Origin of the sequence: Hungatella hominis, from assembly GCF_014288005.1 — a bacterium.
GTDB classification, from domain to species: Bacteria; Bacillota; Clostridia; order Lachnospirales; family Lachnospiraceae; genus Hungatella; species Hungatella effluvii.
This window is the reverse complement of record NZ_JACOPB010000002.1, coordinates 272,272-286,619: the sequence shown is the minus strand read 5'-3', so window position 1 is coordinate 286,619 and position 14,348 is coordinate 272,272. Positions and strand designations below refer to the sequence as shown.

Below are 14,348 nucleotides of genomic sequence, written 5' to 3'. Positions count from 1 at the left end.
GTGAAAAAAACATTTGAACTCATTGCGCCGTGTCACTTTGGCATGGAGGCTGTTTTAAAAAGAGAAATTACGGATCTGGGATATGATATCACTCTGGTGGAAGACGGCCGTGTGACATTTATCGGAGATGAAGAGACCATCTGCCGCGCGAATCTGTTTTTGCGCACGGCAGAGCGTGTCCTGTTGAAAGTGGGAAGCTTTCATGCGGAATCATTTGAGGAGTTATTTCAGAATACACGGAGTATTCCGTGGGAGGAATATATTCCTCAGGATGGAAAGTTCTGGGTTGCGAAGGCGTCCTCCATTAAGAGCAAGCTGTTCAGCCCTTCCGATATCCAGTCAATCATGAAGAAAGCCATGGTGGAGCGGCTGAAGAAGGCGTATGGCCTGGAATGGTTTCCGGAGAGCGGAAGCAGCTATCCGCTCCGTGTATTTTTGTATAAAGATGAGGTGACGGTAGGGATCGATACTTCAGGAGATTCACTCCATAAAAGAGGCTACCGTACCCTTACCAGCAAGGCGCCTATCACGGAGACCCTTGCCGCGGCTCTGATCATGATGACACCGTGGAACCGAGACCGGATTCTGGTGGATCCCTTCTGCGGAAGCGGTACATTTCCGATTGAAGCAGCCATGATAGCGGCCAATATGGCGCCTGGAATGAACCGGTCCTTCCTGGCGGAAGACTGGAAGAACATCATACCGCGGAAGTTCTGGTATGAGGCCATGGATGAGGCCTCGGATCTGCTGGAGACAGAGGTGGAGGTCGATATCCAGGGGTACGATATCGATGGCGATATTGTGAAGGCGGCGAGAGCCAATGCGGAGTCTGCCGGTGTGGATCATATGATTCATTTCCAGCAGAGGCCATTAAGTGCGCTCAGCCATCCGAAAAAGTACGGATTTATCATTACGAATCCGCCTTATGGAGAGAGAATTGAGGAGAAGGAGAATCTGCCGGCGCTGTATAAGGAGATCGGTGAACGGTACCGCGCGCTGGATTCCTGGTCCCTCTATATGATAACCGCTTATGAGGATGCGGAACGGTACGTCGGGCGAAAAGCGGACAAGAACCGGAAGATCTACAATGGTATGATGAAGACGTATTTCTACCAGTTTATGGGACCGAAACCTCCAAAGCGGAAAACAGGAGATTGATTAGTTGAAAGCAGGAAAATGGCTGGGAACGGCGGCCGTTCTGGTGCTCACCGGAACCGCTGTACTCTGGATTAACGGCCGGTGGCCAACAGGCGGTTTCCGAGTGCCGGAATGGGCATTTACGGGTACCGGGGAGAATGGCAGAGATGCCGGTAAGGGCAGTGCAGATCAGGGGGATGCAGATCGAGACAATGCGGATCGAGACAATGCGGATCGAGACAATGCGGATCAAAACGATGTGACCCAGGGCAATGGAAATGCGGAGATGGGCGGCAGAGAATTTAACAGACCGCTGGAGGCGGAGGCGGAAAGAGACGCCGGAACTGATGGGACGGGGAATACCGCGAATCCGGTGCCGGAGGTGCTTCCTGTGGCCTATGACGGCCGTACAACAGGCCGGGCGCCTTCGATAAAGAACCAGGGCTCTCTGGGAACCTGCTGGGCCTTTGCCTCTTTGATGGCGCTGGAAGCGCGTCTGCTTCCCAATGAGGTATACGACTTTTCAGAGGATCATATGTCCCTGAATAATGGTTTCTGCATTCCGCAGAGCGACGGAGGGGAGTATACGATGTCCATGGCGTATCTCCTGTCCTGGAAGGGGCCGGTCCTGGAAGCGGATGATCCCTATGGAGACGGTGTCTCTCCCGCGGGCTTAAAGGCGGTCAAACACGTCCAGGGAGTCGAACTGGTGCCGGGAAAAGATTATGAAAAGATTAAGCGGGCCATTCTTCAGTATGGAGGCGTACAGAGCTCTCTTTACACTTCCATGACGGACGAGGAAAGCCAGTCCGTTCATTATAATGAGGAGAAATACGCCTACTGCTATATTGGGTCTCAGCCGCCGAACCATGATTCCGTGATCATTGGCTGGGATGACGAGTATCCGCGGGAGAATTTTAACACGGAAGTCAATGGCGATGGAGCGTTTATCTGCATGAACAGCTGGGGAGACGGCTTTGGCGATGACGGATATTTTTATGTGTCATATTACGACTCCAATATCGGGCTGAATAATATTATCTACACGGATGTGGAAGATCAGGATCATTACGATCATAACTACCAGACAGATTTAAGGGGCTGGGTGGGGCAGCTGGGGTATGGTTCCGATACGGTATGGTTCTCCAATGTCTATGAGGCGCAGGGAAAGGAGACTCTGGAGGCGGTTGGATTCTATGCCACAGACAGACATTCTTCCTATGAAGTCTATGTTGTGAAAAATATCGGGGACGAGGAGTCCATAAAGGCCGGAGAAGGTTTCAAAAACCGGAAGCTGGCGGCGTCAGGAAGTCTCGACTATGCAGGATTCTATACGATCCCTCTGAACGCAGATACAAGGGCTGGGCTGGATCTTGAACCGGGGGAGCGGTTTGCCGTGCTGGTGAAACTGACGACTCCGGATAGCGTCCATCCGGCCGCAATCGAATACGATGCAGGGGATGGAAAGACGATCGTGGACATCAGTGACGGTGAGGGGTACATCAGTCCCGATGGGGTGAATTTTACCAGGGTCGAGGAGGAGCAGAAATGCAACCTCTGCCTGAAGGCCTATACCACGGACAGGAAGTGAATCCGTTTTATGAAGGAGAATATACAGATGAGTAATAACAGGATCGTATTTGCCACTGGCAATGAGGGAAAGATGAAGGAGATCCGGCTGATTCTAGCCGATTTGGGAATGGAGATTTTATCCATGAAAGAGGCCGGGGCCGATCCGGAGATCGTCGAGGATGGGAAAACGTTCGGTGAGAACGCGGAGATCAAGGCGAAAGCGGTGTGGGCTGAGACTGGGGGGATTGTCCTTGCGGATGATTCCGGCCTGGTGGTGGACTGCCTAAATGGAGAGCCGGGTATCTATTCAGCCAGATATATGGGCGAGGATACTTCCTATGAGATCAAGAATCAGACCATTATCTCCAGGGTCAATGAGGCGGCCGGTGACGACAGAAGCGCCCGGTTTGTGTGCAATATTGCGGCTGTGCTGCCGGATGGAAGTGTTGTCCATACGGAAGAGACCATGGAGGGAATCATTGCAGAAAAAGCGGCGGGAAATGGCGGCTTTGGATACGATCCGATCCTCTTCCTGCCGGAGTTCGGAGTGACAAGCGCGGAGATTACCATGGAGCAGAAAAACCGGATCAGCCACCGCGGAAAAGCGCTTGAGGCGATGAAGCGGAAGCTGGAAGAGATCTATAAGGGGGACGTGGGATGAAGATATTAATTGTGAGCGATACACACAGAAAAGACGATAATCTGAAAAAAGTGATTGAGAAGACATCGCCGCTCGATATGCTTATTCATCTTGGCGATGCGGAAGGCAGCGAAACGAAAATCGCGGGCTGGGTTGGAGAAAACTGTGACCTGGAAATGGTGCTGGGGAACAACGACTTTTTTTCCAATTTAGACCGGGAGAAGGAATTAAAGATCGGAGAGTACCGTGTCCTTCTGACTCACGGTCACTATTATAATGTGTCTTTGGGCGTGGAGCGCTTAGAGCAGGAAGCGAGAGACCGCCGTCTGGATATCGTCATGTACGGACATACCCACAGACCTTTCTATGAGTTGCGGGGCGGTGTGACTATTTTGAATCCCGGAAGTCTGTCTTATCCCAGACAGGATGGAAGGAAACCGTCGTTTATGATTATGGAACTGGATGATCAGGGGAAGGCGCATTTTACTTTAAACTTTCTGGAGCCGCAGTATAATTAGTGGGTGGAGAATTAAGAAAAAGAGATTGCGGAAGAAGTGCCTGTAGTGAAATTAGTGGGAAGAAATGTGTAAAGGTGTGTAAGTGAATTTGGGATGTTACAGAAAAATGGAAAGTTAGAATACGAAGGTCTGGTAGTCCGTACTGCCAGATACCTGTTTGTTTATAAAAACGCTCCCGCAACGATATGCCGGAGCGTTTTTCATTTCAGGGGTTATAGGGGCGATAGGGCAGACTCCAGTCTGCAGACCCGGAAGTCCAGCTTATTCAGATAGGAATAAATGATGCCGAAATCATTGTCTTTCGATCTCAGCGAGGATACGTCCTTCTGGAGCTGCTTCAGCTTTTTGGAGTTTTCCCATACCTGCATGTGGATGCGCTCAATTTCATCGAGAAGCATGGCTTCGCTCTTGGCAATACGGGTGTCTATTTCTGACAGAAGGTATGCGGTGGTTGATTCGAAGCGGAAATCGAGTTTAGCGTCGTAGTCGGCGAAACGGGAGTCAAGCTTGGCGTCGTAGTCGGCGAAACGTGAATCGAGTTTAGAGTCGTAGTCGGCGAAACGGGAGTCAAGTTTGGCGTCGTAGTCGGCGAAACGTGAATCGAGTTTAGCGTCGTAGTCGGCGAATTGTGAAACGAGTTTAGCGTCGTAGTCAGCGAAACGTGAATCAAGTTTGGCGTCGTAGTCGGCGAAACGTAAATCAAGTTTGGCGTCGTAGTCGGCGAAACGTAAATCAAGTTTGGCGTCGTAGTCGGCAAATTGTGAAACGAGTTTAGCGTCGTAGTCAGCGAAACGTGAATCAAGTTTGGCGTCGTAGTCGGCGAAACGTAAATCAAGTTTGGCGTCGTAGTCGGCAAATTGTGAAACGAGTTTAGCGTTGTAGTCAGCAAAGCGGGTGTCTAATTTCGCATCATATTCAGCAAAGCGAGCGTCCAGTTTCGCATCATATTCAGCAAAGCGAGCATCCAGCTTCGCATCCAACCTCGCGTCATACTCAGTAAAACAAGTCTCCATTTTTTCGCCAACCATACATCCGATCGCCTGTAATAATTCCTGGTTCTGTGTATTTAACATGATCTTACCTCCTTTCCGTGAGAGTATCTATATTATACTACGAATAGGAGTAAAAAACCACGATTATTATTGTGAAAATTCATTAAAAATAATTATAAAACCGGCTTCTATTATCTCCGGGCTGCTTGTCGCTGTATACGTTACCTGGCGGCAGTGAAAAGCCTCTGATGCAGCCTTGCCTCCAGCGCCAGCACCTTTTTATAGTCCTCCGGCGTGTCCATATCTATGATGCAGGTCTCATCCTTCGCTGAAAAATATTTCGATTCGCTGTTAAATGGTGTCAGTGCTCCTTTTAGTCCCGCATCGCCCTGATAAGACAGTATCTCCGGAATGCAGGCGGCCGAGATCACAGGAGGATGGCCTTTCCGCATTGAAAAAGAGGGATACAGGACGGGAGCTCCCGAGCGGTGGAATTCTTCTATCAGGTCTTTTATCAGCGACCGTGTTACCAGCGGGTAGTCTACCGGCAGAATCAAAAATGCCGAAACCTCCTGGTCCAGAGCCAGAATCCCGGCCTTTACCGAGGTAAACATACCCTCCGCAAAGGCCTGATTTCTGACCGTTGTCACGCGGCTTCCGGATAAATGTGCTTCCACTTCATCTCCACGGTAACCGGTCACCACGATGGTCCGGTCGGTCAGGCCGTCAAGTACTTCGGCCTGCCTGCGGATCACCGTGGTCCCTCCTATGGGCAGAAGAGGTTTTAAACGCCCCATCCTGGAAGAATAACCCGCGGCTAAAAGTATTGCTTCAATTCTTCCCATAAGCATCATTCTTCAGTGGAGTTCTGGCGTTTAACAAGGAGTTCCGTACCAGAGTCTTGGCAATCTGTACTTTATAGCCATTTTTGGAAAGCGGAAGCGCTCCCTGAAGGGCGATCTCAGCCGCTTCAGAGGCCAGCTCCTCAGTGACTGTTTTTCCGATGATATAAGCTTCCGCCTCCTTGGCGCGCAGCGGAATCGGGGCGACGGCGCCCAATACAATTCTTGCATCTGTGACGACGCCATCCTGTACCTTGCAGGCAGAGGCAACGCTGACTACGGCGAAATCATGGGAATCCCTGACACGGAACTTATCATAGCCGATCCGGTAGTTCTTTGCGGAAGCCGGAATTCGAATTTCCGTTACAATTTCGTCCTCTTCCACCAGCCGGCAATGTGATTTCTTCATCATTTCCCCGATTGGCTCTCTGCGTTTGCTGGTTACGATCTCTGCATCCATTGCGGTGAGGACGGTTGCCACATCGGAGGGGTTCACAGCGAGACAGCCGCAGTTAAAGCAGCGTTTTGCCTCTTCCTGCACCTGTTCCCACGTAAGTCCATAGGAATCCTCCAGATGAAGTCCACGCTCCTCCTTCGGGCGTTCCGGCAGCCTGGCGGCTGTCGAGTGACCGGTACAGGAGGCGTCAAAGGTAATCAGCCCGCCAAGCGGGTGTCTCGCGTCCCCTTCCGTCTCGCCGGTCATAAAGCAGTGGACTGCGACAGAAGCTTTTTTGCCGTCTGCAATGGCGTCCACCACCGTTTTCGGTCCGGTCGTGACATCACCGACTGCAAAGACTTTATCTACACTGGTTTTCATAGTCGCAGGGTCTACGGATATCAGCCCGCGGCTGACCTCCAACTCCAGCGCCTCACCCAGGAAGGAGAGGTCGGTTTTCTGGCCTACCGCCATGAGGATGGAACTGCCGTGAAGTGTGGTAGTTTCATTTTCATCGTAAGATGGGGCAAAATGACCCAGATCATTGAAGACGGCGGTACAGCGTTTTAAGACGAGCCCTACGATTTCCCCATTGCCGCGGAGAATCTCCTTAGGCCCCCAGGATGGGAGGATCGTGATGCCTTCTTCTCTGGCGCGGTTCAATTCCTCTTCGCTTGCCGGCATCTGATTTTCCGGTTCCAGACACGCCATAACCACGTTTGCAGCGCCCAGACGTTTGGCTGTGATTGCCACGTCCACCGCCACGTTTCCGCCGCCGACAACGATGATGTCTTTGCCGATCTTGCTTTCCATCCATTTATTGACTTCAATCAGGAAATCCAGGCCGAAGGTGGTGAGTTCTTCCCCATCGAGCCCGATCAGAGGCCGTTTCCAGGCGCCCGTATTTAGAAAGACGCTGTCATACTGTTCCACCAGATCATTCACCGGGATGTCTTTTCCGATCTCAACGCCTGTCAGGAATTCGATCCCCATGTGTTCCATAGCGGAGATTAAGCTTCTGACGATCTCCTTTGGCAGACGGTATTCCGGAATCGCATAGCGGAGAAGTCCGCCGGCTTCCTCCATTTTATCGTACACCCGGACGCTGTGCCCACGGCTCCTTAAATAGAATGCTGCAGTTAAACCGGCGGGGCCGGAGCCTACGATGGCAACGCGCCTGCCGCTGTCTGTTTTCGGCGGCACCATAAACCGGTCGCTGTGTTCCAGGATATAGTCACCCACGTACCGTTCCATGCCTCCAATGTTGACATTGTCGTCGTACTCCTTCCGCTTGCAGTTCATCTGGCAGAAATGGGTACAGACACGGGAGGTGACGGCCGGAATCGGGTTAGCCTCCAGCAGGATCGCCGCCGCGCCGTCCATATCGCCGGCGCGCAGCTTTGCAAGGTATTCCGGGATGTCCACATGGGCGGGACAATTGGAAGAACAGCCGCTTAAGTTTACCTTCCTGGCTCCGAAAATGGAATGGTTCTTATTTTCGCCGGTCATGGCGTTGCAGGTATCGCCTCCCTTGCGGAGACACTGGATTCTGCCGCCGATTTCATCGGGATAGCGGTAGTACCAGCAACGGACTTCCTGACAGAGATTGCCGCCGATGGTGGCAAGGTTGCGGATTAAGGGAGTCGCCACACTTCTTGCGGCGTCGGCCAGCGCACCGTATTCCTGCTGAATCAGAGGCGAGGACGCAATATCACAGAGTTTGGCAGTCGCACCAATCTTTAAGCCGTCTTCGTCCTCCTCGATGTGGTTCAGTCCTTCAATGGATTTGATATTCACAATTGTTTCCGGGTAATCAGGTTCTAATTTATGCTTTAAGACACTGAGCAGATCCGTCCCGCCTGCGATAATTCGGGCATTTTGCTGTTCTTCCTTTAAAATGCCTGCGGCCTGGCTTAAGCTCTCTGCATCCGTATGGTTAAAATTTTTCATTTGGTGTTCACCTCGCCTTTCCTAACGCCTTAAGGATCTGATCCGGTGTCAGAGGATAATCCATAAGCTGAATGCCGATTGCATTGGAAACCGCCATTATAATAGCTCCCGGTAACGGAGCACCGGATATCTCACCGACTCCGATTCCTCCAAATGCGCTTAAATCATTGGGGGTTTCTTCAATATGAGTTTCAAAGGTCGGAAGATCCGGGAAGACTCTCCACTTAAAATCAACCAGGTTGTTAGTCAGGAATTTTCCGGTCTTTTCGTCCAGAATCATCTCCTCGTTGATGGCGCTGTCGCTTCCGCAGCTTCCCAGTCCGCCTTCTAACTGCATCTTTAAGGAATAGGGATCAATGACCTGACCAACGTCGGTTCCCTCTACTATGCGAACAATTTTTACGTCTCCGGTGTCGGTATCCACTTCCACCTCGACGAATGAGATCATGAAACATGGCTTGGAGTGATCCATTTCGAAGACGCCATGGCCTGTAATGGTGTTCATGGGCCCTAACACGGCAATCCATGGAAGCGCGACTTCCGGATTGTCCTTCATGAAAATGATTCCGTCACGCGTATCCAGCATTTCGGCAGGGCAGTGAAGAATGGCGGCTGCGCCTTCCAGCAGCTGTGTTCTGGCACTTCGGGCCGCGTCGCCTACCATGCGCCCATATACAAGAGTCCCTCTCGATCCGGCCAGTCCCCAGTCCCATGGGTTATCCTGGCTGTCAGGCGTAGAAATGGTTACTTTATCCAATGGAAGATTTAGAATTTCAGCAGCCATTTTCACAACGGCTGATCTTTGTCCCATTCCGGATTCAGCGATACAGACGTTGATATTGGCCGTTCCCCAGCCGTCCAGTTTGACGAAAGCCTCACCGTGCAGCATACCACAGTCGGCACTTCCGTGGACACAGCAGCCCACGCCATACTGCTTGCTTCCGACAGTCTTGTAAGGTTTCAGCCAACCGGCGAATTTGTCCTTCCAGCCGAAGTGTTCGGCTGCATGATCCATGACATCGTTATAGCTTAAGAAATGGTTTTCCCACCAGTGTCCCTCGACCCAATAGTAGCCGCCGTTGATGTCACACATATTCTTCTTGAAAAAGTCCACAGGATCCAGATTCATCTTCGCCATGGCCATGGACAGAACCGGAACGAGAGATGCATAAGATTCCTGTCCGCCGAATCCACGGATACCACCGGAACGGCAGCGGTTGGTGGCGACCAGATGGGGCTGGTAATTCCAGTGTTTGCATTTGTTGAGCAACAGCATGGCGCGTCCTAAACCGTTGGCGATCTGACCCTGACCGAAATCAGAGTGAACGCCTGAACCGACAAGCCAGGTTCCTTCATAGGCGTGAACCGTTCCGTCGGCCAGCAGTCCGACTTTGGCAGTCAGACGGCTGCCTAAACGGAGCATATAAGTGGACAGATGAGCTTCCTTGGAAATGACCAGCTTCACCGGTCTGCCGGAAGCTTTTGCCAGCGCGGCACAGTAGAGCCCTTCCATGGGAACCGTGTTCTTGCTTCCAAAGCTTCCACCTACATTGGTGGAGGTGACGCGGACGGTGACACCGGGCATGGCAAGCTGCATGATCATTTTCTGGATGTTTGGGCTCTGAAAACTGCCCTTCATGCTGCACTGGCTGGGTCCATCCCACCAGGCCACGAGTCCCGGACTCTCAGCAGGAAGCGGATTGGATATTGTCTCATACTTTGAGGTGCCTTCTACGACGACAGCACATTCCTCAAAGCCCTTTTTTGTATCTCCCATGACCAGCTCCTGCAGGGCCTTGGGGCCGAAAGGCGGGCAGCCGCGCTCGATAATATTGCCCGGAAACTGCTCGTATAACTGCGGGGCTCCGTCAGCAATGGCCTCATCTAAGTCATGTACGGCGGGGAGTACTTCATATTCCACTTCGATTAAATCAGCCGCCTCTTCAGCAGTCCGGTTTGACGTGGCGGCAATCAGCGCCACCGGGTCGCCGACGAAACGCACATGACGGTCCAGAATCCTTTTCTGAGCCGGCATCCCTGTAATCCAGTCAAAGACATTTTCATAGGTCAGGATGGTTCTTACTCCAGGAAGCTCCAGGGCTTTGCTCACATCAATTTTCTTTATCATGGCGTGAGGATGTGGACTCATTTTAATCCGGCCGTAGAGCATTCCGTGCATATGTATGTCGTTCGCGTACTCCGCGGATCCTGTAACAATGGCTTTGCCGTCTATTCGGGGAGTCGGCTTGCCCACATATCTGAATTCCTTACCCATATCATTCACTCCCTTCTTCGGCAGCCTGCTTCACGGCCTCCAGCACCTGGTAATGGCTGATGCATCTGCAGTAATTTCCGGCCAGAGCTTCCTTGATCTCTTCCTCATCCGGATGTGGATTTTCCGCCAGCAGTGCCTCGGTCGTCATAATGATTCCCGGTGTGCAGTATCCGCACTGAAACGCGGAATGGTCGACAAACGCCTGCTGTACCTTATCCAGTTCGCCTGTATTCGGGTCCTGGAGTCCCTCGATGGTACGGATGTCGGCGCCGTCGCACTCGATGGTCAGCACCGTACAGGACGGTATGGCTTTCCCGTTCATGATGACGGTACAGCAGCCACAGGCGCCGTCATCACAGGAAATCTTGGTTCCCGTCAGCAGAAGGCGCTCACGCAGCGTTTCTGCCAGTGTGTCCGCGGGAGCAATCTCACCCACCGCATTCCCCACACCCAGCTGGTACACATCACCGTTGACGGTGATTGTGACCGATTTCTTGTTTTCGCTCATAAATTTTATAACCTCCTTACATTGGTATTTGCCGAACTATAATAATGAACTAAAAAAGTAAAACGTTATTGACAAAAATATATCATTATGCCTAAAATAACTATAACACAGGTGTGAGACAGGTAATCTACAAAAAGTAAGCCATGTTTTTGTAGGGAAAGGAGCTTCACCGGAAATGAAATTAAAATTGGAGTATTTGGCCAGATGCGGGACTTTTTCAGAGTGCTGTTTTCGAACGCCTTTTTATAAGAAAGAGGTCAGCGGCCTGGCTTTTATTTGCAGGTCCGGGCCGGCAGTATGGGAGCCGCAGAGTCTGCTTCTGGTATACGGCGGCCTGATTCCCAGTGGGAGAGAGCAGCTGGCCATGTGGCTGGAGAAGCTAAAAGGCCGCGGGGCGGCAGGATTTCTCGCGGATTTGTCCGGGGAGGAAGATGAAAGGATTGATGCGCTGGCAAAGGCATGCTGTGAGAGGGAACTGGTCTTCGGGACTGCGGCAGCGGAACATTTCGCATCACTGATAAATGAGTATTCTCATCTGATCGCGTCCAGGACAGATGGAACCGTAAGAGCGTATGACCGGGTATTGGAAGATCTTCAGCACCGATTTTACACCAGCGGAACGGATTCTCTCTTAGATGGACTGAATTACTGGACCGGCTGCCAGGCGGCGCTGATTGTAGGTCAGGATACCTTTGTGAAGCCATCGGTTCCAGTGTTGAATGAGGCTGTTTTCTATCCTGCTTATTGGCGGAAGGAGCCGCAGAAATCTTCGTTGTCTCATGTAAGCCTCTATTTCTCGTCGCGTTCGAAGAAAATGCTGCTGCAGGCGGAGCTGTTTAAAAACCGCCTGCCATTTGGCGTGCTCTGCCTGATTGGAGAAGAGGGAATATTCGAGCCATCGGATTACATACTTTTAAACTACGCTTCCATTCTTTGTACCGGTATTGACGATTACAAACGGCGTTCCCGCCGGATTGAGGCCGCGATTGAAATGATCTGCGGCGGGCAGATGCCGGATTCGTCGGTGACGAACCTGTTTCCGGAATCAGGATATGCGCTGGTTCTTCGGGATCTGGAGGCAGACGGCACAGCGGACGGAAAAAAGGAGTATTTGTCCTATCTGATCCATCATTATTTTCCGCAGAAGCTCTGTTACAGCTTTTCGGCGGAAGGGAGTCTGCGGCTGTTTGCATCGACGGAAGACGTGGACCATTTTGGCCGTCGTCTGCTGGATATTTTAGACCGTGCCGGCAAACGGTGCAGGGCGGGAGTGAGCCGGTATTACACCATTTCCCAGGCGGTTACCGCTTTCTTTGAGGCGGAAAGTGCAGCCCATATCGCCGGACTTCTGGAGTACGGCGAGCGGATCTGCTATTACCACGATTTAGGAATCTACCGGCTGCTCAACTACCCGGAGAATTCATGGCCCATCAACCAGATGCTGGGGGAAATGGACGAACTTCTGAATCAGATGGATGAGGAAAAACGGGATGTCCTGGCGATGACCGTAAGGGTCTTTGTCAAATGTAAGTTCAATTACCAGAAGACGGCGGACAAACTTTATACACATGTTAATACTGTCCGTTACCGGATTAAGCTGATCGAGGATTTGTGGGATGCGGACCTCTCCAGCGATGAGGGACGGCTTCTGTTCAGCGTGCTGGCGAAGCTGCTTCCGCTGTGGATGAAGAGCGGGTGTTATAGTGGGACGATACCAAGAGAAGGGGAGTGAGGATGGGGACGCCTCAGAGCTTGTGGAGAGCGGGAGTGAGGCTGGGTACTGGCTTTGTAAGGAGGTAAAGCGTAGTTTTTGGATTGGGGGGATTAGCTTAGATTAGGTTAGTTTAGGTTAGGTTAGGTTAGCTTAGCTTAGATTAGATTAGATTAGATTAGATTAGATTAGATTAAATGGTGGAAGGAAAAAGGGTGCTCCGGCCTGGGGGTGACAAGGCGGAGCATCCTTTTAATAAAAGTTTAGTTTTAGTTTTCTTTCCAGCCGTCTGGCAGGTAGTTTAGGGTGTTGGCGATCATATCGTTTACCAGAGTTTGTACTTCTTCCTCTGATGCGCGTCCTTTGACAAGCGGGTCGGCGAGGAAGGCTTCGCAGACGAGGGCGCGGTCGTATGTAAGTGCAGCTTTTAAGATTCTTTCATGATTTTCTACATGAGGAGCAATTAAGGTCTTTACCTGCTCCGGTATGGTGCCGGCGACGATGGGCTGGATGCTGTCTAAGCTGAATACGGCATTGGTTTCTACCACGGCGTCTGCCGGGAGATTGGCAATCTGAAGGGCAGTATTCGGGATGTTGACATTGCTGATGGAGCGTTCCAAGCCGCATAAGGACTTGATTAACAGGATACCTTCCTCTCCTGAAGGTTCAAGCTTTATCTCTTCCTCACCGGATACGAGGCGGTGGCTGCGGTCGAGGCGCTTCTGTAAATCAGCCTTTCTCCAGTCTACTGTGGTCAGGCCGAATTTCCAGGAAGATACGGTCTCGGGATCTTTTAAGTATTCGCTGCCCGGCATGAACTCTGCCAGATGACGGTCGCCTGCGGCAGCGATGAGACCATAGCGGCGGAATAAATCAAATTTAACGCGGTGGGCACAGTCAAAGGTGCTGTTGGCCCAGTTTTTGTCTGGCTCGTTGTAGCCTTCTTCGTAGTGGCTGTCGATGTAATCACGGTAAACCGGGAACAGATCGATTCCTTTATAGGAAGCCTTGTCGAGCCATGTAAAATGGTTGATGCCCAGTACGTTGATGTTGATGTCATGGCGGTCGATATCGGTCAGACCAAAGGTTTCCTCGCAGATGCCCTTTAATACCTTCTGGGTGCCAAATACTTCGTGGCAGCATCCAAATGCCTTGATCTGCGGGAATACATGGTACAGCGTCTTCACGCATAAGGTCATGGGGTTGGTGTAGTTGATGACCCATGCTTCCGGAGCGTACTCTTTGATGGCCTCCGCAATTTCTACAAACATGGGAATGGTGCGCAGGGCGCGGATCATTCCTCCAGGGCCTGCGGTGTCGCCGACGGACTGGTAGATGCCGAGGCGTTCCGGCAGATGAACATCGCTTGCCATTTCATCAAAGGTGCCCGGCAGAATGGAGATTACGACGAAGTCACAGCCGCTCAGCGCTTCTCCGATGGTGCTGCAGGTAACGTAATTCCATTTTCCAGTTGTATCCTCTCTGGAAGTCAGCTTATTTCCGATGATTTCATTATTTTTGGCCGCAGCCTCATCGATGTCGTAAAGACGGATGGTTCCGCCTAAGGAATCGTCCATGGACAAGTCGGTCATGAAGGTCCAGGCCCAGCCTCTGGAGCCGCCGCCGATATAAGCGATGTTCAAATCACGGACTTTGTTGTTTTCGTATTTCATGGTAAAATCCTCCTTCTATGCATTTTCTGCTTTCGTGTCTCATTTCTTTCTATTGCTAATTATACAGCAGTATAGTATTATAAATCTTATAGAA

At 51.4% G+C, this 14,348-nt stretch carries 11 protein-coding genes; 5 read left to right on the top strand and 6 right to left on the bottom strand.

Translation table 11 applies throughout. The features are described 5' to 3' along the window. Genes H8S75_RS05595 through H8S75_RS05580 form a run of 4 tightly spaced genes read left to right on the top strand, consistent with a single transcriptional unit; the run spans position 1 to position 3,867 of the window. Entirely contained in the window at positions 1-1,158 is a 1,158-nt protein-coding gene (locus H8S75_RS05595; protein WP_432764176.1) for a THUMP domain-containing class I SAM-dependent RNA methyltransferase, read from the top strand. A gap of 4 nt (positions 1,159-1,162) precedes the next feature. Next, a complete protein-coding gene (locus tag H8S75_RS05590; RefSeq protein WP_187019967.1) occupies positions 1,163-2,728 on the top strand; it encodes a lectin like domain-containing protein in 1,566 nt (521 codons plus the stop codon). 27 nt (positions 2,729-2,755) lie between these two features. After that, positions 2,756-3,370: an RdgB/HAM1 family non-canonical purine NTP pyrophosphatase gene (gene rdgB, locus H8S75_RS05585; protein WP_187019965.1), complete on the top strand. Its 615-nt coding sequence runs from the start codon at positions 2,756-2,758 to the stop codon at positions 3,368-3,370. Further along, positions 3,367-3,867 carry a metallophosphoesterase family protein gene (locus tag H8S75_RS05580; protein ID WP_187019964.1) on the top strand — a complete coding sequence of 167 codons (501 nt, stop codon included), beginning with the start codon at positions 3,367-3,369 and terminating at the stop codon, positions 3,865-3,867. Before rdgB ends, H8S75_RS05580 begins: the two co-directional genes overlap by 4 nt. 212 nt (positions 3,868-4,079) lie before the next feature. On the opposite strand, the gene H8S75_RS05575 is transcribed toward H8S75_RS05580, so the two are convergent. The 5 genes from H8S75_RS05575 to H8S75_RS05555 all read right to left on the bottom strand — a co-directional run bounded on the left by H8S75_RS05575 (position 4,080) and on the right by H8S75_RS05555 (position 10,870). Further along, positions 4,080-4,940: a hypothetical protein gene (locus tag H8S75_RS05575; protein ID WP_187019962.1), complete on the bottom strand. Its 861-nt coding sequence runs from the start codon at positions 4,938-4,940 to the stop codon at positions 4,080-4,082. 140 nt (positions 4,941-5,080) lie between these two features. Then, positions 5,081-5,704, bottom strand: coding sequence for a nucleotidyltransferase family protein (locus tag H8S75_RS05570; RefSeq protein ID WP_187019960.1), 624 nt, complete (start codon positions 5,702-5,704; stop codon positions 5,081-5,083). After that, positions 5,691-8,087 carry an FAD-dependent oxidoreductase gene (locus H8S75_RS05565; protein WP_187019959.1) on the bottom strand — a complete coding sequence of 799 codons (2,397 nt, stop codon included), beginning with the start codon at positions 8,085-8,087 and terminating at the stop codon, positions 5,691-5,693. The genes H8S75_RS05570 and H8S75_RS05565 overlap by 14 nt, the downstream gene beginning before the upstream one ends. A 7-nt stretch (positions 8,088-8,094) precedes the next feature. Then, on the bottom strand, positions 8,095-10,362 hold the full coding sequence (locus tag H8S75_RS05560) for a xanthine dehydrogenase family protein molybdopterin-binding subunit (protein WP_187019957.1): 2,268 nt from the start codon (positions 10,360-10,362) through the stop codon (positions 8,095-8,097). Position 10,363: 1 nt separating this feature from the next. Further along, positions 10,364-10,870 (bottom strand): (2Fe-2S)-binding protein, encoded by a 507-nt coding sequence (locus tag H8S75_RS05555; protein WP_187019955.1) that lies wholly within the window; start codon positions 10,868-10,870, stop codon positions 10,364-10,366. Between the two features lie 175 nt (positions 10,871-11,045). Between H8S75_RS05555 and H8S75_RS05550 the strand changes: the two genes are divergently transcribed. Next, entirely contained in the window at positions 11,046-12,602 is a 1,557-nt protein-coding gene (locus H8S75_RS05550) for a PucR family transcriptional regulator (protein ID WP_187019954.1), read from the top strand. 248 nt (positions 12,603-12,850) lie between these two features. On the opposite strand, the gene H8S75_RS05545 is transcribed toward H8S75_RS05550, so the two are convergent. Then, positions 12,851-14,254, bottom strand: coding sequence for a family 4 glycosyl hydrolase (locus H8S75_RS05545; protein WP_187019952.1), 1,404 nt, complete (start codon positions 14,252-14,254; stop codon positions 12,851-12,853). Positions 14,255-14,348 lie beyond the last annotated feature (94 nt).